This window comes from Ignavibacteriales bacterium, from assembly GCA_026390575.1.
Classification (GTDB): Bacteria; Bacteroidota; Ignavibacteria; order UBA10030; family UBA10030; genus Fen-1298.
In genome coordinates this window covers 1-23,467 of record JAPLFR010000013.1, presented here as the reverse complement: position 1 = coordinate 23,467, position 23,467 = coordinate 1, and the positions used below count along the sequence as shown (strand labels likewise).

Here is a 23,467-nt window from a genome sequence, read left to right as displayed (position 1 = left end):
TTAGTACTTTTTATGCCGATACTATTTGGATTATGGAGTGTGATAGCAAGAAATAAACTTGTGAATCGCATTGCTTTGATCGGTTCTGCCGTTCTGTATGTTGTCATTGCTGCGGCACAGTGGATGAATATTGAATGGTACGTGCTGCCGACATGGTTTTTAACATACTTTCAATTTGATACGATAGGACTCTACTTCTTTTCAATTATGACACTCGTCTTTGGCAGCGCCGCAGTGTACAGTCTTTTTTATTTTAAAATACATGCGCTCTCTGCAAAGCAAGAAGCTGTCTATATTATTGAAATTCTGTTTTTTATTGTCTCTATGAGCGGCGTCATTCTTTCAACACATTTAGCCTCGCTTTGGGTTTTTATTGAAGCGTCGACATTGACAAGCGCAATGTTGATTTATTTTGAAAAGAAAAAATCATCCTTAGAGGCTGCGTGGAAGTACATTTTCATTTGTTCCATTGGAATTGCGCTGGCGTTTGTCGGCATCATCGTGCTTTCTATCGGCAGTCGGCACATTGATTCGTTGTTCTTCAAGGATCTCTATGCTCGCGCTTCTGAAATAAATCCGTTTTGGCTCAAGGTCTCGTTTGCATTCATTTTTGTTGGATTGGGAACGAAAATTGGTGTTGCACCAATCCATGCATGGCTGCCGGATGCCCACTCCGAAGCACCTTCGCCTGTCTCTGCGCTGCTTTCCGGGGCACTGTTGAATTCCGCTCTTCTTGGTTTGCTTCGTGTTCAGGAAATATTTATTCATGCTCGGTTAGACGACTTCTCGAATTTTCTTTTTCTCATTACCGGTTTTCTTTCTTTGATGGTGAGTGCTGTTTTCATGCTGCGATTAAAGAATTACAAGAGAATGCTTGCGTATTCTTCCATCGAGAACATGGGCATCCTTTTCATTGGAATTGCACTTGGCAAGTACGGAATATTCGCCGCTCTTCTTCATACGCTTGCTCATTCACTCTCAAAGGCATCATTGTTTCTGACGTCAGGCAATATCCTGCAATTATATAAAAGTAAAAGGATTGAAGAAGTGAATGGATTGCTTCAAACAGATCCGCGGACCGGCTGGCTTTGGATTATTTCCATGCTTGCTATCATCGGCTTCCCGCCGTTTCCTGTTTTCATCAGCAAATTTTTAATTGTAAGGGCTTTTTGGTTAAGTGGAATGTCTTGGCTTGCAATCCCATTCTTCTTGTTTCTCGTGATTATCATGTTTGGTATGGGCGGCACTGTATTCAAAATGGCTTTTAGTGATGTACAAACAGCCAATGCGGGAAGTAAAAAATTTGCTGCCTATGCTTATGCGCCTCAACTGGTGCTGCTTCTCATTCTTTGTATCATCGGAATAAATATGCCGAAGCAAGTCCTTGATTTGCTCAATGGCGCTGTTGGATTTTTTCAATAATTGGGGTTTCCATTGAATTGGGCCGAAATAAAAAATTTACAATCAATCTCATTGAATGAGATACCGCGGCTGCATATTGACGATTTACGAAATCAGCTCATAGAGAAAATTAAAAGCGGTAGGCGATTGGTGCAATATTTCGCCGATAAAGAAACCGACGGAATTGCGATGTACGCGATCGTTGCTGATGATAATAACTCAAGATTGAGTGTCGCTTCCTCAAAGATTAATTTTCAATCACACTATCACTCTTTTACATCCGAGATACCTTCCGCATCGTTGTTTGAACGTGAACTATTTGAACAGTTTGAAATCACACCGGAAGGACATCCCTGGCTCAAACCCGTCCGGCATGGAATTGCCGGAATTGATCAGCGTGAAACACCCTACGAATTCTTTAGCATGACCGGCGAAGAAATTCATGAAGTGGGTGTAGGCCCAATTCATGCAGGCATTATCGAACCCGGCCATTTCAGATTTTCCTGCCACGGTGAAAAAATATATCATCTTGAAATCGAGCACGGCTTCCAGCATCGCGGGGTTGAAGCGCTCTTCATAAAGAATAACAATCGCCCTGTCTATCTCGAAAAGTTATCGGAATCTATTGCCGGCGATACAGTTATTGGTCATTGCGGTACATTTGTCCGTGCGATGGAATCTGCTGGAAAGATATCGGTTTCGCGAACAGTAAAAACGATACGTACGATTGCCCTTGAACTGGAACGGATCGCTGTTCATCTTGGCGATTTGTCCGCACTCTCTGGTGACGTTGCATATCTGACAGGTAATTCTGTGTTTGGCGCGCTTCGCACAAAAGTTATCAATACAACAATGTCCATTTGCGGCAACAGATTCGGCAGGGGATTGTTAGCAATTGGCGGTGTTCATTATACGATCTCTTCGCAGTTGCAAGACAAAATATTGGCAACAATCAATGAACTTGAAGATGACGTGCTTTTGGCGGGTGAAGTCTTGTTCACGTCAGCATCTACTCTGGAACGATTTGAAAAGACCGGAATTATAGAAAAAGAAACAGCAAGAGAAATTGGCATGGTTGGTCCTGCGGCACGAGCAAGCGGTGTCGCAATCGATGTACGTGCAGATCATCCGTTTGGTGCCTATGAATCTTTTCCCGTTCATAAATTAACGCTGGACAACGGGGATGTATTTGCAAGAGCATATATTCGTTTTGTAGAGATTCAGCAATCCGTTAAAATAATTCGTGACCAATTGAATAATCTTTCAGAAGGTGAGTCAAAGAATATTGTATCCTCGCTTCAGCCAAACCGTTTCGTCGTTTCCCTGACCGAAGGATGGCGCGGTGAAATTGCTCACGTACTGCTCACGGATAATGATGGGAACATCAAACGTTTGAAAATCAAAGATCCTTCATTTAATAACTGGCTTGCTTTGGCATTGGCTGTCCGCGATGAAGGGATCTCCGACTTTCCGTTATGCAACAAGAGTTTCAACCTTTCCTATTGTGGTATTGATTTGTAATACTATTGGTGAAGAATGCTCGACCTCATAAAACTTAGAATACGTCATGGCTTTCAAGCGATTGCAGATATTCGAAATGCTGCGTTGATGGAAACGCATCGTGGCTTTCCAATTATTGACGAAACGAAACACACAAACGATTGGCAAGAAGTTGTCGATATGTGCCCAACGAATGCAATAGCGAAAAATCCGTTGGCAATCGATCTTGGAAAATGTATTTTTTGCGGTGAATGCGAACGCGCATCGAATGGAGCAATCCATTTCAGCAATAATTATAAAATAGCGGCCTCAAAGAAAGATCATCTCGTTGTCGCACCGGGAACGGATTATACTGATTATGTTGCATCAGCAATCGAAGCACGGAAAAAAATACATACAGTGTTCGGCCGCTCCTTAAAACTGAGACAGGTTTCCACCGGCGGGTGTAATGGATGTGAGATGGAATTATCTGCCTGCGGAAATGTCAATTTTGATATGGGACGCTTTGGCATCGATTTCGTTGCCTCGCCGCGCCATGCGGATGGCATTGTCATCACCGGGCCTATCACAAAAAATATGGCGCCGGCTTTACTGGATGCCTATAAAAGTATCAGCGAGCCGAAAATTGTTATTACCGTCGGCGCCTGCGCAATTAGTGGCGGTGTGTTTGCTGAATCCAACGAATTGAATCGCGAATTTGTCAATACGGTAAAAATCGATTTGTTTATCCCCGGCTGTCCGCCACATCCTCTCACTATCATCAATGCTATTTTGGATTTTATCGGGAAAAAGTAAGACACTCAATGGATTTGTTGAGGTAATGGCAAGGGTTTGTTCTCGATACTTCAATTCACTTGTTCTGTGCCTGTCAGGACGCAACTCCTGAAAGCACATTCAAATCCAGCTTCAAAACGTAAATCCAAGTGTTGCATAGAACGTAACTTCATCCTTCGAACGGGCAAAACTAAAACTGACGAGATATTCCGGTTTTATGATTGAGAACCATACCCCACCACCGACAGCGTTATGCCAGTTGTGAGATTGTTCACCATCGATGAAGACGCTGCCTGTTTCAACAAATCCCGAAATTCCTGCCCAGAGCGGAACGAGAAATGGAATCTGTGCTACGCGCGCGCGAAGCTCCATGCCGCCTTGCAACGAAGCATCGCCTGCAAAACGTTGACGTTCGAATCCGCGCAGCGATTCGTTGCCTCCAAGAAAAGCAGACTCAAAGAAAGGATGGTTTCCCCATATCTTTTCCCCGGCTGCTCTTACAGCAATTGTTAATGCTTGAATGTTCACAGGCGTAAAGTATGTCCGAGTTTCACACCGGAGTTTGTAGAATGTGTTTGCATTGTCGAACATTTTCGGAAGATAGGAAACCTCTGCTTTCATAAACAAACCGCGGGTCGGTAACTTGTCTGCATCACGGCTGTCTGCTTGAATACGGGCAGAAAGGTTTAAAAATGTCAGACTTTTATTATAATAAGAAAGTTGGAGAGCGTCGAGGAGTGTGCCCGGTTTTGGGTTGTTGTCGATAAGCTTGATGGTACTGCCGAATTCTGCAGATGTGTTGGCGGCGATTGCGAAGTCGACTGTAGCGCGAAAAAATACCTGCCTTTGGTCAACTTTATAAAATTCAGAATGGTCGAGTGATGGGCTGTACGTCGTTTCATTGCCCAGTCCGAAAAAATTTGATAAATCGAGCTGTGAAGCATGGAATTGAAGGAATGTACTTATACCGCGAAACCAATCCCGGAATTCTCCAGTCGCATCTAAGCGGTAGCGTCCGGTTTCCGTTGCAACTCCGGCACGCACACTAATTTGTTTAGTGTATGGTTCCATACGATAGCCATATTGCGTATAGACAGGTCCACCGCCGATGAACAGCCCGTCATCAGGATTGATATCCAGCCACGGACTGAACGACCACTCACTGCCCCAATTGCGGATCACTGGAGTATTGCTGCCCATTTTGGTACGCAATACTGAATTATTATTATAAAAAACTGCACCTGCAGAAGCAAAAAGATTCAAGTTGGAGAATACTCTTCTGCTTTTGCTCATATCGACAAGTTCATTCTTCCCGCTACCGCCATCGACAATAATTTTCATAGTGCCGTTTTCTTCTCCTTCGATTGTCGCCTTATCATCACCATCAAGGAGCAGCAGACGAATCTCTTTTGTGAAATCATCGTGGAACAATCGCTGGTAGAGAGGTGTCTGTGATGTGTCGACACGATCATATAGTGCAACGGAAACCATATGCCTACCGATCCTGCGAATTTCTACGCGTTCTGCTTTATTGCTGCCATGGATTTCCACGTATGCCGATGACAACTTGTAGAATTCACTCGCTGCCATCGGCAATTGTGCGCGCCGAGCCTGAAGAATCTGTAGAATCGATTTTCCTTCCTTTTCTAATATCGGGACAGGTAATTTTGATATTGACTGTATGAGAACGGAATCGGATATCTGAATCTGAATCCAGTTCGCCAACGAGTCCCAAGTTTGTTTTGGAAAAGATATTAATAATCTGCGATCGAGAGTACGTCCTGTGAGCGTGGTATTCTCGACGCTGGAAATATTCTCACCGCAATGTTCCAGCTCTGGAAACGCAAGGTCGGCTATAAGAGGGAGCAAACCATTCAACCGAACAAGTGCTTGTCGATGTGCAAGCGGTACGGGTTCCCAAATGATGCTTGTCGGGGTTTGTACTTTGAGCCATTGCCATTGATCCGCCGAGCGATCCCAGTCGCCAAGGAGAATATCGATAAGCCGAGCTTTGAGATAATGCAATTCATCAACTCTATTGTGGAGATCATTCTCCAGCGATTCCAGAATCGACGATGTTTCAAATAATTCACTCTGAGGAGATGCGATGTTTGTAAATGGAATGCGCCATGGTCCTTCAAGAATTCCAAGCCTTCCTCCGGCTTGCAGATTATTCTTGTCAAAGTCTTTGTTGTCTGGTAGAGAGATAAGACGTGATTCTCGAAAAGCCAGCCCCGCTGCTTGTAGAATTGGGGCAACGACGAGTGATGCAAATGGATTTAATGTACTCATTTGGTCATCGATAATATCTCGCGGCAACAGAATTGATAACTCTTGAGGGAGTGAAGAAGCGGAATCCTGATAGTTCGGCGTAAATGTTTGCGCGTTTCCGTTCTTGTCTTTAAAGAGTAGTGAGCGAGTAACGATCCCCTGATGTGATCGTATGAGCAACGTGTCGAAGGTAAGAATGCCGGCAGAAGAATCCAAATTCAGAATTTCTACTTTTACCGGTGTTGTCCACGTATCGCGCCAAAGTGAACCGAATAAAAACCGATGGAGACTGCTTGCTTGAAATTCCGGATTGGCGGCTATCGTTACACTATCGGGTTGGAAAAGAAAGACGCTGGATTGTGCATCTGCGCTTTGAGTAACAAGGAATGTTAGAAAAAGAGCGTATTTCAATCCAGGCATTGTTGTGATTTTGAGCCAGTGGTGTCTTCGATTGATGTGAAGTAATAATACGGAAAACTTTCTGTTTTATCAGTACATACATATGAAAATTGCATCAATGTGAATGATCAAGTTGAGATTAGTCTTAACAAGGAAGGCAATTTTTCAAAAAAATCCGTAAGTTATACACACTAAAAATTATTCTATGATTATTGCTGAAAGGACTGGCGCTATGCCGCACAAACCTTTTAAGAATGAACCATTAACCGATTTTTCCAAACCGGCAAATCGGAAAGCGATGGAAAAAGCGCTCGCCAACGTGAAAGCGATACTGGGAAAGGAATATCCTCTCGTTATCGGCGGAGAAGAAATCCGCACTGACGACAAATTGCAATCCATAAATCCATCCAGGCCGAATGAAGTGATTGGAGTGTTCTCGAAAGCGAATCCCGATCTCGCGAATAAAGCCATCGAATCTGCAGTAAAGAAGTTTGAAGAATGGAAATGGGTTGATTCGAAAAAACGAGCCGAGTATCTTTTCAAAGCCGCCAAGCTCATGCGGAGGCGCAAGCACGAATTCAGCGCGATGCTGATTTACGAAGTCGGTAAGACGTGGCCCGAAGCCGATGCTGATACGGCAGAAGCAATCGACTTCCTTGAGTTTTACGCGTGGGAGATGCTGCGTTATTCTAATAAGCAGCCTATTACAAAAATTCCTGATGAGAAAAATGAACTAAGGTACATTCCGCTCGGTGTCGGTGTTGTTGTGCCGCCATGGAATTTTGCACTTGCAATTCTTGCAGGTATGACATCAGCCGCTGTCGTTGCCGGCAATACAGTCGTGCTGAAGCCATCCAGCGACTCACCGTTTACCGGTTGGATGTTTTTTAAGTTGATGCGTGAGGTTGGATTACCGGCGGGCGTTATTAACTTTATAGCTGGCTCCGGGGCGACGGTTGGCGATGTGCTTGTTGCACATCCGAAAACAAGATTTGTATCGTTTACCGGATCAAAAGAAGTCGGTATTCATATCAATGAACTTGCGGCAAAAGTTCAACCCGGACAACGATGGCTCAAGCGCGTCATTGCAGAAATGGGCGGTAAAGATTCTATCGTTATCGATGATCAAACTGATCTCGATGCGGCAGTTCATGCGGTCATGGTCTCGGCGTTCGGTTTTCAGGGACAAAAATGTTCTGCTTGTTCCCGTGCAATCGTGGTGGAAAAAGTATACGATAAATTTCTCGATTTATTAAAAGTAAAAGTTGATAAACTCAAAACCGGTTCGTCGGACGATCCGGCAAATTATTTAGGTCCGGTGGTCAATAAAAGTGCTGAAGAAAAAATTCTTTCGTACATCCAAAAAGGAATCCAAGAAGGCGGCCGATTGATTTGCGGCGGCGGGAAAGCTGAAGGAGACGGGTTCTTTATTAAGCCGACAGTTATTGCCGATGTCGATCCTCTGGGAACGATTTCACAGGAAGAGATATTTGGTCCGGTGCTTGCTGTCATCAAAGTGAAAGATTTCGATCAAGCACTTGAAGTGGCAAACAATACAGAATTCGGTCTCACCGGCGGCATTTGGACAAAGAATAGAAAAAAGATTGAAAAAGCGAAGAAGAGGTTCCATGTTGGCAACTTTTATGTGAATCGAAAAATCACCGGCGCGTTTGTCGGCGTGCACCCCTTCGGCGGATTTAATATGTCCGGTACGGACTCAAAAGCCGGAGGGCGGGATTACTTACTGCTCTTTATGCAAGCAAAGTCGTTATCCGAGAAGATCAAGTAAATTGCGAAATGCGAATTGACAACTTCGAATCGAAAAAAAATTAACTCAATCGCGAGATTTTAAACCATAAATCATTAAATCAAAATGTCAGAATATATTAAATGTTCGTATTGCGGCGAAGAAATTACAGATGACAGCGATTTCTGCCCACATTGCGGAGTGCTGTTCACGAAAGCCGGCCAGGAGTTCTGCGATTTGCATACGCTGGAACCTGGAGCAGGTGTTTGTATTATCTGCCGTAAACTTTGTTGTGAAGAATGCGGTACTAAGGTTCGCGGACGTTTTCTTTGTTCTGCGCATCGAAAAGTGAAAGTGGAACAAGATTGGGCGGAAATATTTCGTTCGACAGAAATATCCGATGCAGAGCTGGTAAAATCGATTTTGGAATCAGCCGGACATAAAGTATTAGTGCAGAATTTTAATTCCATCGGATTTATTTGGGATGGCGGAGGCGATTCGCCCATCTCGCGCAGCAACATCAACAAACCGGCGAAAGTATATGTCCCTATTCCGGAATTTTTAGATGCAGTGGAGGAAATTATAGAGTGGAAATCATCGGAAACTGATATGAATGACGCAGAATCTGAACTATAGATCAGAACGAAAAAGGAATTCAACATGAAGATTCATGAATATCAAGGAAAAGAAATTCTCAAGAAGTTTGGAGTTCCTGTACCGAAAGGTGAAGTGGCATTCACGATTGATGAAGCAGTGAACGCGGCTGAGAAGATCGGCGGAAGCGTGTGGGTTGTGAAAGCGCAAATTCATGCCGGCGGACGCGGCAAAGGCGGCGGCGTAAAACTTGCGCGAAGCTTAGAAGAAGTTCGCGAGCGCGCCGGAGAAATTCTTGGCATGCGTCTCATAACGCATCAAACAGGATCGGAGGGACGCATTGTCCGCCGCTTGCTTGTTGAACAAGGTATGAATATCGCAAAGGAAATGTATGTCGGTATTACGCTGGATCGTCAGCGCTCGCAAAATGTGGTGATGGTTTCTACGGAAGGCGGAGTGGAGATTGAAAAAGTCGCTGCCGAAGCACCGGACAAGATACTGAAAGAAGCAATCGATCCCCTCATCGGATTTCAACAGTTTCAAGCGCGAACACTTTGCTTCGGTCTCGGGTTAACAGGCGACGCATTGAAGAATGGAGTAAAATTTTTATTGGCGCTTTACAAAGCATACGAAGCAACCGACGCATCCCTGGCCGAGATAAATCCGCTTGTCGTTACGCAGGAAGGACATGTTATTGCGCTCGATGCCAAGATCAACTTTGACGACAATGCACTTTTCCGCCATCCGGAATATGAACAGCTGCGCGATATTGATGAAGAAGAACCGCTTGAAGTGGAAGCCGCGGCATCCAATCTCAATTATATAAAACTTGATGGGAATGTCGGGTGTATGGTCAATGGCGCAGGGCTTGCAATGGCGACAATGGATATTATCAAACTTGCAGGCGGAATGCCTGCGAACTTTCTTGATGTCGGCGGCGGAGCCAGCGCAGAAACGGTGGAAGCCGGATTCAAAATTATTTTAAAAGATGAGAATGTAAAGGCCATCCTCATTAACATTTTTGGCGGGATTGTGCGGTGCGATCGTGTGGCAAAAGGAGTAGTGGAGGCCGCGAAAAATGTCGATGTGCAGGTTCCGATCGTCGTTCGTCTTGCCGGTACAAATGCCGAACTTGCAGCAGAGATTTTAGAAAACTCCGGAATAAAATTTCTTGTGGCGGGCACGTTGAAAGAAGCCGCCGAGAAAGTAACAAACGCGATTGCGGCGTGAGGCAGTTGATCAGTGATCAGTTGTAAGTGATCAGTTATCAGTAGTCAGTAATGAATTTTTCTTTTATCTCAACGGCTCAGATACTTATAATCTCATAGACTTTTTTATGCCCTGGAATGATAATTACGAACCTGTGATTGGACTCGAAGTTCACGCACAGCTCTTAACCAAATCGAAAGCGTTTTGCAGCTGTTCCACAAAGTTTGGGAATGATCCTAACTCCAATGTCTGTCCGGTTTGTCTTGGTATGCCGGGAGTGCTTCCGGTGTTGAACAGAAATCATGTCGAGTTCATTATAAAGATGGGTCTGGCGACAAATTGCACCATCGCCCCTCAATCTATTTTTGCTCGAAAAAATTATTTCTATCCGGATTTGCCAAAGGGCTACCAGATATCACAGTATGAAGAACCGATTTGTGCAAACGGCTGGCTGGATGTAGAATTGAAGGATGGAACAACACGGCGGATCGGCATAACGCGCATTCACATGGAAGAAGATGCCGGCAAGTCGATTCATGATCAGGACACCGATACGCTTGTGGATGTGAACCGGTGCGGCGTTCCGCTTATTGAGATCGTGAGTGAGCCCGATATGCACACACCGCACGAGGCCTATCAATATCTCTCAATGATTCGTCAGATTGTCACATATCTTGGCATCTGTGATGGTAATATGGAAGAAGGAAGTCTTCGATGTGATGCGAACGTCTCGGTGCGGAAAAAGGGCGAAACGAAATTAGGCACGAAGCTGGAAGTAAAGAATTTGAATTCCTTCCGCTTCGTCGAGAAAGCATTGGAATATGAAATCACCCGTCAAATCGAAGCGCTCGAAAGTGGTGAAACAATAGTTCAACAGACATTATTGTGGGATTCTGATAAAGGAATATGCGTGCCGATGCGCTCGAAAGAAGAGGCGCATGACTATCGCTATTTTCCTGATCCTGATTTAGTGCCGGTTCTGGTAAACGAAGAGTGGATTGATGAAATCAAAGCGCAACTACCGGAATTGCCGACTGTTCGCCGCGACCGCTATATCAACGAATTCAAATTGCCGAAGTACGATGCTGATATTCTTACCGTTGACCGCGAAGTAGCGGACTATTTCGATGGAATCGTTTCAAATCTTAAAAAGAAAAACGAAGAGACTTATAAAATAGCAAGCAATTGGACGATGGTGGACGTTCTGCGTGTCATTAACGAGCGGCATATCGCTGTCTCTGATTTCCCGATTACTCCCAAAAATCTCTCCGACATGATCAGTCTCATAATCGACGGAACGATCAGCGGCAAGATTGCCAAAGATGTGTTTGAAGAAATGTTGAAGACACAAGAATCGCCCAAAGCGATTGTCGAGAAGAAGGGTTTAATGCAAGTAAGCGATGTCTCTGAAATTGAAAAAGTAATTGATGAGATTCTCGCAAACAACCAAGGACAAGTTGAGCAATATAAAAGCGGAAAGCAGCAGGTATTTGGTTTCTTTGTCGGACAAATAATGAAGGCAATGAAGGGAAAAGCGAATCCCAAAGTGGTGAATGAATTACTGTTGAGGAAACTGAGTCTTTGAGTCTTTAAGTCTATGAGTCATTGAGTTGTGAGTATAAATAATGAGAATGGACAGATCGAATGAATCGATTTAAGAACTTGCGAGTTTATGAGAAGTCGCTTGATTACTCATTTGCTGTCCGTCAATGTGTACGGAAATTTCCTAAAGAAGAAATGTTTGGATTGACCTCTCAATGGCGGAGAGCGGCAGATTCCATTGTTTTGAATATTGCAGAAGGTGCAGGAAATTCATCGAAATTAGAATATGCCAGGTTCTTGGACATTGCTATTCGCTCCGGATTTGAGTGTTTAGCTTGTTTAGATATCGCAATTCGGAGTAAATATGTAGAAAAAATAAATTATGACGAACTCTCATCTCAGACAAATGAAATTATTGCAATGTTGGATGGATTAAAAAAAGCAATCAAGAAATAATACTCATAGACTCATCGACTAATAACTCAAAGACAACATAAAGGATCATCAATGCGAAACAAAGTAATAGCTGGTAACTGGAAAATGTACAAAGACCTGAACGAGTCGGCAGAACTCCTTAACGGTCTTAAAACGAAACTTGCAGTCCTTCCAAACGGTGTGAAGACGATTGTATGCCCGCCGTATACGTCGCTTGCACTTGCACAGAAACTGCTCGAAGGCAGTCCCATCGCGATTGGTGCACAGAATATGTATCACGAGGATGAGGGCGCTTTCACGGGTGAAGTCTCGCCGAAAATGTTGAAATCTGTTGGATGCCAATATGTTATACTCGGACATTCAGAACGGCGGCAGTATTTCAAAGAGACAAATGAATTTATCAACAAAAAAGCAAAGAAGGCTCTTGCCTCCGGACTGATTCCAATCATTTGCGTGGGCGAAACATTGGAAGAACGCGAGAAGAACATCACCGATCAAATCGTATCGGTACAGGTAAAGGGATGCTTGAAAGATATTCCAGCCGCAGATGTTGAGAAGCTGATCATCGCGTACGAACCGGTGTGGGCAATTGGTACCGGCAAGGTTGCAACACCGCAGCAAGCGCAGGAAGTGCACCAGCTTATTCGCAAACTTATCGGGCAATTATATAGCTGGGCGATTGCGGAGAAAGTTATTCTTCAATACGGTGGCAGTGTGAAACCGGAAAACGCAAAAGAATTACTCCATCAGCCGGATATCGACGGCGCGCTTGTCGGCGGTGCATGCTTAAAAGCAGATTCATTTGCTGCAATCGTGCAAGCAGCGGCGTAAGCATCTATAAAAAATATTTATGAAGAAAGGCGATATCTCAGCTATATCGCCTTTTGTTTTTCCAATACTATTCGGTAGATTTGATTACAATTGACCATCACATATCTCTTGAGGTACTCTCATGACACACCGTCTCATTGTTCAGTTCTCATGTCTGATGTTGATACTATCGAATCTATTTGCACAGGAATCCCGCTTGCTTCGATTCCCTGCAATTCATGGGAATCAGATTGTTTTTACTTATGCAGGAGATCTCTATTCGGTACCGGCAACGGGAGGTATTGCCCGAAAATTGACAACCGATATTGGTTTCGAGATGTTTGCTCATTATTCACCCGATGGAAAACAAATCGCTTTTACCGGACAGTACGATGGCAATACAGAAGTCTATCTCATGCCGGCTGAAGGTGGAGTGCCGAAACGGCTCACATTCACAGCGACGCTCGACCGCGATGATGTTTCCGATCGTATGGGACCAAACAATATTGTTATGGGCTGGAAGGACGACAACCATGTTGTCTTTCGTTCGCGGCGGATTGAGTTCAATGATTTCAAAGGACAGTTGTATCTCGCATCGGTCAATGGAGGCATCCCCGAACAGTTACCGCTGCCGCGCGGAGGATTCTGTTCCTATTCTCCCGATGGAAAAAAACTTGCTTATAACCGTGTCTTCCGTGAGTTCAGAACCTGGAAAAGATATCGCGGCGGCCAAGCCGATGATGTTTGGATCTACGATTTTGAAACCAAGCAGACAACTGACATCACCAATAATCCTGCGCAAGATATTTTTCCGATGTGGAGCGGGAATACGATCTACTTCATTTCCGATCGGGATGAGAACAAGAGGATGAATCTCTACTCTTACGATCTGAACACCAAGGAAACAAAGAAGGTTACGAATTTCACAGAATATGACATCAAGTTTCCATCGCTTGGTGATAATGCGGTCGTATTCGAGAATGGCGGCTATATCTACAAATATGATTTCGCCAGTGGAAAGGCAGAGAAAGTCACAATTTCCATCAATGATGATTTCGACGGCGGGCGCGGCAGCCTGGTGGATGTAAGCAAGAATATTACAAATTATGAAATCGCACCTGATGGCAACCGGGCGTTGTTCGGTGCGAGAGGTGATATCTTTACAATACCTGTCAAGTATGGCAACATTCGCAATTTGACGAAAACCGCCGGTGTACATGAGCGTAATTCCAAATGGTCACCTGACGGTAAATCGATTGCATACATCTCCGATGCGACCGGTGAAGATGAAATCTATATAATGTCGCAAGACGGAAGCGGAACACCGACCCGGCTGACCACAAACGGCGATGTGTACAAGTATAATATTATCTGGTCTCCGGATTCAAAGAAGATACTGTGGGCCGACAAACAACAGCGATTGCTGTATGTTGAAGTAGAATCAAAGAAAGTAACACTGGTGATGCAGTCGGATCAGTGGGAGTTTACCGATTATGCGTGGTCGCCCGACAGCAAGTGGATTGCATTTGCAAAGCCGGAAGAGGAAGTCATGACGAAGCTCTGTTTGTACTCCTTGGAAACTCAGAAAGCCATTGAAGTAACGGACGGCTGGTTTTCGTCGTATGAACCCTCATTCAGCTCGGATGGGAAATATCTGTTTTTTGTCTCCAATCGTACATTCAATCCATCATACAGTCAAACAGAATGGAACCATGCCTACTTCGATATGGCAAAGATATACTTACTGACACTCTCAAAGGAGACAAAATCACCATTCGAACCGAAGAGCGATGAAGTGAAGATGAAGGAAGAAAAGTCCGGGAAGTCGGAAGAAAAATCCGACAAAAAGAAGGACGAGAAAAAGGAAGTTGTTGTGAAGGTTGATGTCGATGGAATTCAGGGACGCGTTACAGTACTTCCTGTTACTGCATCGCGTTATCGGAATCTCCAATCGGTCGGAGAAAAAGTTTATTATATTCGCAGCGGCACCAAAGATGAGAAAGCAAAACTATTCTTCTATGATCTGGAGAAGCAGAAGGAAACCGAGCTGGGCGAGTTCAACGGTTTCGAAATTTCTGCCGACGGAAAAAAGATGCTGGTGGGACAGGAAAAATCTTATGCGATTATCGATCTCCCGACGGCGAAGATCGAGATCAAGGAAAAACTCGACCTTTCCGACATGAAAGTGAAACTCGATCATCACTCCGAATGGACGCAAATCTATAATGAGTGCTGGCGGCAGATGCGGGATTTCTTCTTTGCTCCCAACATGCATGGTGTCGATTGGGTCGGAATAAGAAAAAAATATGAAGTATTGGTACCGTTTGTCAATCATCGAGCCGACCTTACCTATATTCTCGGCGAAATGATCGGTGAATTAGATGCGGGACACACGTATGTCGGCGGCGGGGATATGCCGAAAGCAGAACGTATTCAGACCGGATTGCTGGGTGCAAAGATTGAACGTGATGCAACATCGGGATACTACCGCATCGTCAAAATTCTTAAAGGTCAGAACTGGGATCAGCGTGTTCGCTCGCCATTAACGGAAATCGGTGTCAACGCAAAAGAGGGTGAATACATACTTGCCCTGGATGGCAAGCCGACAAACCAGATGACAGACATCTATGAATCGCTTGTCAATACTGTCGGGAAACAAGTGAAGTTGAAGCTCAATGCAGAGCCGAAGGAAGCCGGTGCCCATGAAACGACCGTTATACCAACCGGCAACGAACAACCGCTCTATTATTATAACTGGGTACAGACAAACATCGAAAAGGTGTCCAGGGCAACGAACGGAAAAATCGGGTATGTGCATGTGCCGGATATGGGTGTGCCGGGCCTGAATGAATTTGTGAAGTACTATTATCCACAGCTTCGCAAAGAAGGCCTCATCATCGACTGCCGCGGAAACGGCGGAGGGAATGTGTCACAGCAAATTATAGAACGCTTGCGGCGTGAGATCGCGATGATTGATATAGCACGCAATGGAGCTCCGTCCATCGATCCGGGTGGAACGGTTCTGGGTCCAAAAGTCCTGCTCCTCGACGAATTCTCGGCGTCTGACGGCGACATTGTCGCTTATCGATTCCGGCAGGCGAAGTTGGGAAAGATTATCGGGAAACGGTCGTGGGGCGGCGTGGTAGGAATTCGTGGAACACTGCCGCTGCTCGATGGAGGGTTCCTCAATAAACCGGAGTTCTCCCGGTACGATGTTGAGGGCAAAGAGTGGATCATGGAAGGCCATGGTGTTGATCCTGACATCGTCGTTGATAACGATCCGGCGAAGGAATTTTCTGGCGAGGACGAACAACTCAACCGGGCAATTCAGCAGGTGCTGGATGAAATGAAGACGAAGCCGGCAAAACTTGCGCCGCCGCCTCCGTATCCTGATAAGAGTAGGTGATTATGAGAAAATACTTCGAGGTCTTTCCGAATCTGAAAGAAGAGAGACTTCGTAGATTTCATTACGAATAAAATAAGTATTGTACAAGTAGAAAAATAATTTATCATACATTATCATTTATTTAATGAGAGGCACCATCTGAATATAAGATGTTGCCTCTTTTTTAAATCTCCAATATCTCGCGAAATGGATTAGCAACATATAAAGGGAACTTTTCGTATCTTTCGACTGTTTAACTCCTAAGGTCGAAAGGTCAACTATGGGAAATATGCTTTCGAGAGACAAAGAAAAGCTCATTTTGGATGCCGCTCAACACCGCTTTGCCTCGTACGGATATTCCAAGGTAACAATGGACGAGATCGCGGAAGATGTTGGTATGGCAAAGGCATCGCTCTATTATTATTTCCCAACAAAAGAAGCTATTTTCCGCTCGGTGATCCAGCATGAACAAGTGGAGTTCCTTTCCTGTATCAAGACGGTCATTGAAGGTTCACTCTCTGCCGGCCAAAAATTTTTAGAGTACATTCAGCTTCGAATCAAACTGACGGAGCAATTGAGCAATCTGAGCCACTTTCATAAGCAGGGCTGGAATGATGTCAAATCGATTTTTAAAGATCTCTTTACCGAATTTCTCCAGCAGGAACTTCAGCAGATCGCACACATACTGCAAGAGGGGAAAAAGAACCATGAGTTCCGGCTCGATCACCCGCAAAAAACCGCATCGATGATTTTGCATATTCTTCAAGGGCTACATCTCCGGTTTTTCCGCGGGTACGATCACCAGGCAATCGTTGAATCTGACCGCGTTTCCTATGAACAGGAGACGCTTCTTTTTGCCGAGACCATTCTTCATGGCATCAGCAGTAAATCATAGCATATAAACGAAAGGATAATCTTTCATGAAAAAGAAAGAGGAGAAACCACAAGTTCATAATTTAGAAGAAATAGAAAGGGAGATGGTAGTTGGAAAAAAGGGGGAGATGGTAGGCGGCGACGAAGAACCTATTGAAACCGTTCCGCTCTACAAAAATGTGAAAGTCGTCATTCCTCTGTTTCTCGTTGTCTTAGCGATCTCAATTTTCGCGTGGATGTACTACATCCAGCTCCGTGATTATGTATCGACGGACGATGCCTATATCGATGCAGATCGCGTTTCGGTGAGTGCAAAAATACTCGGGAGAATTGATCAGTTGACAGCCGATGAAGGCGACTCAGTTCAGCAGGGACAAATCCTGGTGCGGATCGATGACAGCGATTTACGCGCTCAGGAAACTCAGGCAAAAGCGTCTCTCGCGTTTGCTCATGAAAATATTCTCCTCGCGAAGGTGAATTTAGAAAAGGCGGAAACCGATTTCAAACGTGCGTCCACACAATTTCATCAAAATATTATCCCAAAAGAACAATACGATAATGCTCAAAGTGAACTAGCATCATTCCAGGCACGCCTCAATATTGCAAATGCGCAGGTCGTTTCGGCGCAAGCTCAACTGGGGGTGATTCAAACTCAATTGAAAAACACGATCATTGCATCGCCTATGACAGGTGTGATTTCAAAAAGGTGGGTTCTCACGGGCGATGTTGTACAGCCCGGTCAATCCATTTTCACAATCTATAATGTAAAAGATGTATGGGTGACTGCAAATCTGGAGGAGACCGGAATAGGAGCATTGCGTCTTGGCGATACAGTCGACATTAGCGTGGATACCTATCCGCACGTGAAGTTTGGAGGAACAATTCTTCGCCTGGGATCAAACACCGCATCACAATTCTCGTTAATTCCTCCGAATAACGCTTCCGGAAATTTTACAAAAGTGACGCAGCGGGTCCCTATAAAAATATCCATTGAACGATTTTCCGGCACACATCCAACGCCGGTAAAATTGCTTCCGGGGATGTCTGTTGAAGTGAAGGTAAAGGTCCGTTGACTATGTTTGAAGGAATAACACATCGTTTGAAACTAGGGTTCACTCGTCGTGTGCCGTCGCTGCATCACGAGCACGATTCGTACCGCTGGTGGGTACTGGCAAATGTCATGATCGGAACGTTTATGGCGGTTCTCGATGCAACCATTGTCGATGTGTCGTTGTCCAAAATCATGTCTTCATTTGGCATCGGCGTGGATAAAGTGGAATGGGTTGTCACAGCGTACATGCTTGTGTTCGCCGTGATGCTTCCGACCTCCGGATGGATTGCAGATCATTTCGGATACAAGCGGACATATTTTTCCGCGCTTGCATTGTTTACATTCGGTTCATTTCTTTGCGGCCTTGCCTGGAATGAAAACGTACTGATCCTTTTCCGCATTGTGCAGGCGACCGGGGCGGGACTCATCATGCCGACAGGAATGGCTATCGTCACCCGTGAATTTCCTCCGCAGCAGCGGGGGATTGCTCTCGGATTTTGGGCGATTGCCGCAGCGGCTTCCGTTTCGCTCGGACCGATGATCGGCGGTTACCTTATCGATAATATCAACTGGAATGCAATCTTTAATGTTAACGTGCCGGTTGGTATTATGGGTTTATTTGCAACAGCTGTTATTCAGCGGGAATATAAAACGGAACGTGTACGATCGTTCGACGTGATCGGGTTTGTTTCGATGGCTGCGTTTCTCTGTTCACTCTTGTTAGCTTTAACGGATGGTAACGCTTCATGGAATACGGGGGGATGGACATCACCCTTTATCGTTTCTTGTTTTGTGATCGCTTCTCTTTCGCTAATTATTTTCTTTATCACGGAATTAACTGTCGAGCATCCGTTGATCGATTTGAGCTTATTCAAGGATTTTAACTTTAGCATTGCAAATGGAATTCTCTTTATCTTTGGATTCGGCATGTTCGGCAGCACGTTTTTACTGCCGCTTTATCTGCAGCTCTCACTCGGGTATACGGCATTTCAAGCCGGGTCGCTGTTTCTTCCTGTCGGGATTCTTCAAGCAATCACTGCTCCGATTTCCGGATATTTATCGGACAAAATCGATCCGCGAATTCCGGCAGGCATCGGCATAACACTCCTTGCCGGCAGTCTGTTTATCAACAGTTCATTGTCTCTTTATTCAGAACATCACCAAATTATGCTCGCGTTGTATATTCGAGGATTTGCCATGGGATTGATGTTCACGCCGCTCTCCATGTCGGCGCTCTCGAATGTTCCGAAACATAAAATCGGACAGGCCTCCGGCTTGTTTAACATCATCCGGCAATTGGGAGGAAGTTTTGGAATAGCATTTATGAGCACGTTATTGCTTCGCCGTACCATTTACCATATGTCGATTTATGGCCAGGCCGTCAACCCGCAATCGGATGCATACCATATGGTTGCACAGCATTTAACTCGCTTTAGTATGAATGCGCTGGCAGGAAATCAATCTCTCGCAACGATGCGTGCAAATGCGTTGATTGCATCCCATATTTCGACACAATCATTTATTCAGGCTGTCGGAGATGATTTTCTGGTGGCATCGATCATCACCATTGCGGCTCTTGTTCCAATCCTTTTTATTCGTACGAAGAAAAGGCAGAAATCGGAACATATAATCGTTGCAGAATAATTACTATTATTTGTAGTGGATTATTTTTACATAGTGGATTATTTAAAAGTAAGATTCCCGCTTACAATCCGCGGGAATGACATTTATCCTTTTGTCATTCCCAGCCGGAGGCATAAAATTGAATCACGCGAAGCGTGATACATTATTAGGCTTCCAGCTATCGGGAATCCAAAATAGCACACATATATATTTTTAGAATGATGTACATCAAGGATACGCTACTATGAAATTACTGATTCCCATAAGTTCTCTCGTTTTGTTTTTTATCAATATCTCAATTGCGCAAGATTCTTTAACAGTCGAGCAAGCCGTTCAACGAGTTCTTCAAATCCATCCGGCCATAGAACAAGCGTTGGCAAATACTCGTGCAGCAGAAGCTCGTGTTTCACAAATATCCAGTGCTCGAGTGCCGGATATAACAACAGAAGCTTCTTACACGCACATTGGTCCGGTGCCGGCGTTTTTCTTCGGCGGGCAAAATTTAGTATTAGCACCTGAAGACAATTATGATGCACACATTGTCGGAAGGTATACGGCCTATGATTTTGGAAAGACGAGTGCAAGCGAAGAGCTGAGCCAGGCAAGAGTTCAGAGTTCACGCGATATGGTCGGTTTGACAAAAAGTAATCTTGCATCACAAACTATCCGCACATTCTATACAATCGTTTTGTTAAGGAAAAGCTTACTGGTGCAGGACGAACAAATTGAAGCGCTCAACCAGCATATCACGGTGACACAGAAACGAGTTGCTGCAGGAAGTGCAACAAATTTTGACGTACTAACGACACAAGTACGCGTCGCAGCGTCCCAAAATCAAAGAGTGGAAATTCTCAATTCGCTTCAAAAGCAAGAATCAATACTACGTCAACTGCTTGGTTTCCAGGCAAACACTCTTCTTCTCATTCGAGGTTCTTTTGAGCAAACATCCATTGCCCTCGACATCGATTCTCTTATTCAGGTTGCGATGCAACAACGACCTGAGGTGAAGCTTGTGCGTGATGCTGAACAATCTGCGCAGTTCCAGAAGAAATTGAGTTCGCGTGGTAATATGCCGTCACTCAATGTGAGTGCGGCGTATGGACTCAAGAATGGATATGAACCCAATATTTATGCACTGCGTGGAAATTGGATGTGGGGAGTACAAGCCCGAGTACCTCTGTTTGATGGCGGCCGAGTGAGTCATCAGGAAGAAGAAGCGCAGGCTTCTCTTCAGGCAGAACAAGCACATGGTCTAGATGTTGAACGTCAGATTCGTTCCGAAGTAGAACAGGTCATCGCAGACGTTCAAGCAGCTATTGCAAAAGTTCAAATTTCCGAAGTGCAGCTGCAACAGGCGCAAGAAGCAGTAACCATCGCACGCACTCGTTACGAAACCGGTTCGATTACAAATCTGGACTTGTTGGATGCAGAGACTGCCGAATCATCTGCAAGGTTGATGAATTTGCAGGCGCTCTATCGCTTTGTCATCAGCAAGTATGAACTCAGCCGTGCGGTTGGTGCATCGTATGAGAATTGATACATTGTCACCCTGAACTCGTTTCAGGGTCTATAGTTGCCGAAATCTGCCAAACAAACGGCGGACAGGCAAGTTCGGAATGACAATCCTTCAAGATATAATCGAATGGGCAGGATTTTGTGATTGTAACAAGACATTTAAGGTCATGAAGTATGAACCATTTTATCTATAAATATATAGTGCTCGGATATTTGTTTGGAGCCGGACTGGCAATGGCACAAGATTCATCGTCAGTTGAGATGGAAAATCTCCAACGTATGGAAAAAAGCCGGTATACATCTTTCATGCATCTCATGCGAAAAAGTACTCGCATCCCTCGTCCTTTCGCTGTGACATATTATAAACTTAATTTGTCTTTCGTGAAGCCCGGAATCTCCGGGTCCGTGACCGCAATTGGTAAAAGCCTTCAAAATAGTTTGAGTCAGATTTCACTCGACTTTTCAGATGCTATGACTGTCGATTCTGTTATTATCGATGGACAACGAACTTCATTTTCTCATACATCCGATCTTCTGAACATTGCATGTCTCCGTAGTTATAATTCGGGGGAGCCTTTCACTGTACTCATCTATTATTATGGAACTCCTGCCATTACTGGTTTTGGAAGTTTTGGGGATATTGTACGGTCGGATGGCGCTCAATGGATCTGGACACTGAGCGAACCTTATGGAGCAAGCGATTGGTGGCCCTGCATCAATCATCCGTCCAGCAAGGCAGACTCTGTTGATATCTGGATCACATGTCTTAACGCCTATAAAGCGGTATCACAGGGGAAACTTATCGAAGTGCTTTCCAATGGAGACGGCACAACGACCTATAAGTGGAAACATCGCTATAAGATTGCCACCTATCTCGTTTCTGTTACCCTGACGAATTTCAACACCGTATCCTATTGGTATAAGTATTCTCCAACCGATTCGATGGAGGTCGTCAATTATGTAACACCTACGCTCGATACGGTATATCCCAGTTATCGAAATAATATTTCCCGGACACCGAGAATGTTGGAAGTCTATTCCGGATTATTCGGACAGTATCCTTTCATAAAAGAGAAATACGGTCATGCGGAGTTCGGCTGGGGCGGCGGAATGGAACACCAAACACTTACTTCGCTTGGCACGTACGCATTCTCAGAAATAACAATCGCCCATGAACTTGGACATCAATGGTTTGGTGATATGATCACCTGCCAAACCTGGCCCGATCTCTGGCTGAATGAAGGATTTGCTACATATTGCGAAGCCCTTTATCGCGAAAAACAATATGGATTTCCTTCCTACGCTTCTCGAATGAATGGATATGCAAGCAGTGCTAAACTCTCCAGTGGATCGCTCTATGTACAAGATACGGCAAACGTCAGCAACCTGTTTAACGGAAGCCGCGTGTATAATAAAGGAGCCTGGGTTTTGCATATGCTTAGACACGTTTTGGGAGATTCGACATTCTTCCGCGCCATGAGATCATATGCGAACGATCCGCAATTTATGTACGGCACTGCATCGACAAGAGATTTTCAGACAGTGTGCGAGCAAGTTTCAGGAAATGATCTCAACACCTTCTTTAATGAATGGGTCTATGGCGAACGATATCCGAAGTATTATTATTCGCTTTCCGTTGTTCCGCAAGGGCAGAATTATTTATCGACAGTCCGGATTCAACAGACAACCGGTACACCAGATCCTGATTATTTTACCATGCCGCTTGATTTACGATTCTTCGGACCCGGACTTGATACAACATTCACGGTGATCAATAACATCGGTAATCAGTCCTTTACCTGCACAACTTCAATGCGCCCCGATTCGGTACAACTTGATCCTCAAAACTGGATACTCAAAGACTATCAACAAGTTCCAACAGGCGTGGATATGTTGATTCAGGTGCCCCGTTCATCAGTTCTCTACCAGAATTATCCCAACCCGTTTAATCCAACTACAAAAATCGGTTTCCAAATTGCAAAAGCCGGATTTGTACATCTGAAAGTGTATGATGTGCTTGGGAGAGAAGTGGCGGCTCTTGTTGGTGAAAAATTGGAACCAGGCTATTATTCGCGTCAATGGAATGCGTCGGCGGTACCAAGTGGTGTTTACTTTTATCGTTTGTCCGTTGTACCGTCAGTCGATAGTCAGAATGGGCAAGTTGATGAAATACTTGAAACCAGGAAAATGGTTTTGATGAAATAAGGACATTTGTCCTCCTACTTTTCTTGCAGATGGTACCCAGAGTTTATACTTTGGGTACCACAGCGAGAAGAATCCAAAGGAGGATAGATGGAAAGAAGTCAGCGACATCGATCACGCTATCGCCGAGCAGAGT

The 23,467-nt window shown here is 44.7% G+C and carries 16 protein-coding genes; 15 read left to right on the top strand and 1 reads right to left on the bottom strand.

Annotated elements, in window-relative coordinates; translation table 11 throughout:
• Positions 1 to 12: 12 nt before the first annotated feature.
• The 3 genes from NTX44_10900 to NTX44_10890 are packed head-to-tail and all read left to right on the top strand — an operon-like array spanning position 13 to position 3,696.
• Positions 13 to 1,422: a proton-conducting transporter membrane subunit gene (locus NTX44_10900; GenBank protein MCX6122108.1), complete on the top strand. Its 1,410-nt coding sequence runs from the start codon at positions 13 to 15 to the stop codon at positions 1,420 to 1,422.
• Positions 1,423 to 1,434: 12 nt separating this feature from the next.
• Entirely contained in the window at positions 1,435 to 2,922 is a 1,488-nt protein-coding gene (locus NTX44_10895) for an NADH-quinone oxidoreductase subunit C (protein ID MCX6122107.1), read from the top strand.
• A gap of 15 nt (positions 2,923 to 2,937) precedes the next feature.
• The gene (locus NTX44_10890; protein ID MCX6122106.1) at positions 2,938 to 3,696 is read left to right on the top strand and encodes a hypothetical protein; all 759 of its coding nucleotides are present in this window, start codon (positions 2,938 to 2,940) and stop codon (positions 3,694 to 3,696) included.
• 111 nt (positions 3,697 to 3,807) lie between these two features.
• Here the strand turns inward: NTX44_10890 and NTX44_10885 are convergent, their stop codons facing one another.
• Complete coding sequence (locus NTX44_10885) at positions 3,808 to 6,366, bottom strand: BamA/TamA family outer membrane protein (protein ID MCX6122105.1); 2,559 nt, start codon at positions 6,364 to 6,366, stop codon at positions 3,808 to 3,810.
• Between the two features lie 211 nt (positions 6,367 to 6,577).
• Here NTX44_10885 and pruA point away from each other — a divergent pair, with 211 nt between their 5' ends.
• From pruA to NTX44_10825, 12 genes are all read left to right on the top strand, one after another.
• Positions 6,578 to 8,134 carry an L-glutamate gamma-semialdehyde dehydrogenase gene (gene pruA, locus NTX44_10880; protein MCX6122104.1) on the top strand — a complete coding sequence of 519 codons (1,557 nt, stop codon included), beginning with the start codon at positions 6,578 to 6,580 and terminating at the stop codon, positions 8,132 to 8,134.
• A gap of 84 nt (positions 8,135 to 8,218) precedes the next feature.
• On the top strand, positions 8,219 to 8,728 hold the full coding sequence (locus NTX44_10875; GenBank protein ID MCX6122103.1) for a zinc ribbon domain-containing protein: 510 nt from the start codon (positions 8,219 to 8,221) through the stop codon (positions 8,726 to 8,728).
• A 24-nt stretch (positions 8,729 to 8,752) separates the two neighbouring features.
• Positions 8,753 to 9,916 (top strand): ADP-forming succinate--CoA ligase subunit beta, encoded by a 1,164-nt coding sequence (sucC, locus tag NTX44_10870; protein ID MCX6122102.1) that lies wholly within the window; start codon positions 8,753 to 8,755, stop codon positions 9,914 to 9,916.
• 106 nt (positions 9,917 to 10,022) lie between these two features.
• The gene (gene gatB / locus NTX44_10865) at positions 10,023 to 11,480 is read left to right on the top strand and encodes an Asp-tRNA(Asn)/Glu-tRNA(Gln) amidotransferase subunit GatB (protein MCX6122101.1); all 1,458 of its coding nucleotides are present in this window, start codon (positions 10,023 to 10,025) and stop codon (positions 11,478 to 11,480) included.
• Between the two features lie 59 nt (positions 11,481 to 11,539).
• Positions 11,540 to 11,893: a four helix bundle protein gene (locus NTX44_10860; GenBank protein ID MCX6122100.1), complete on the top strand. Its 354-nt coding sequence runs from the start codon at positions 11,540 to 11,542 to the stop codon at positions 11,891 to 11,893.
• A 51-nt stretch (positions 11,894 to 11,944) separates the two neighbouring features.
• The gene (gene tpiA / locus NTX44_10855) at positions 11,945 to 12,703 is read left to right on the top strand and encodes a triose-phosphate isomerase (protein MCX6122099.1); all 759 of its coding nucleotides are present in this window, start codon (positions 11,945 to 11,947) and stop codon (positions 12,701 to 12,703) included.
• 121 nt (positions 12,704 to 12,824) lie between these two features.
• Entirely contained in the window at positions 12,825 to 16,088 is a 3,264-nt protein-coding gene (locus tag NTX44_10850; GenBank protein MCX6122098.1) for a PDZ domain-containing protein, read from the top strand.
• Positions 16,089 to 16,347: 259 nt separating this feature from the next.
• The gene (locus tag NTX44_10845; protein MCX6122097.1) at positions 16,348 to 16,962 is read left to right on the top strand and encodes a TetR/AcrR family transcriptional regulator; all 615 of its coding nucleotides are present in this window, start codon (positions 16,348 to 16,350) and stop codon (positions 16,960 to 16,962) included.
• 25 nt (positions 16,963 to 16,987) lie between these two features.
• Entirely contained in the window at positions 16,988 to 18,013 is a 1,026-nt protein-coding gene (locus tag NTX44_10840) for an HlyD family secretion protein (GenBank protein ID MCX6122096.1), read from the top strand.
• A gap of 2 nt (positions 18,014 to 18,015) precedes the next feature.
• A complete protein-coding gene (locus NTX44_10835) occupies positions 18,016 to 19,635 on the top strand; it encodes a DHA2 family efflux MFS transporter permease subunit (protein MCX6122095.1) in 1,620 nt (539 codons plus the stop codon).
• A 223-nt stretch (positions 19,636 to 19,858) separates the two neighbouring features.
• Complete coding sequence (locus NTX44_10830; GenBank protein ID MCX6122094.1) at positions 19,859 to 21,151, top strand: TolC family protein; 1,293 nt, start codon at positions 19,859 to 19,861, stop codon at positions 21,149 to 21,151.
• Between the two features lie 152 nt (positions 21,152 to 21,303).
• Positions 21,304 to 23,334, top strand: coding sequence for a M1 family aminopeptidase (locus NTX44_10825; protein ID MCX6122093.1), 2,031 nt, complete (start codon positions 21,304 to 21,306; stop codon positions 23,332 to 23,334).
• Positions 23,335 to 23,467: the final 133 nt, after the last annotated feature.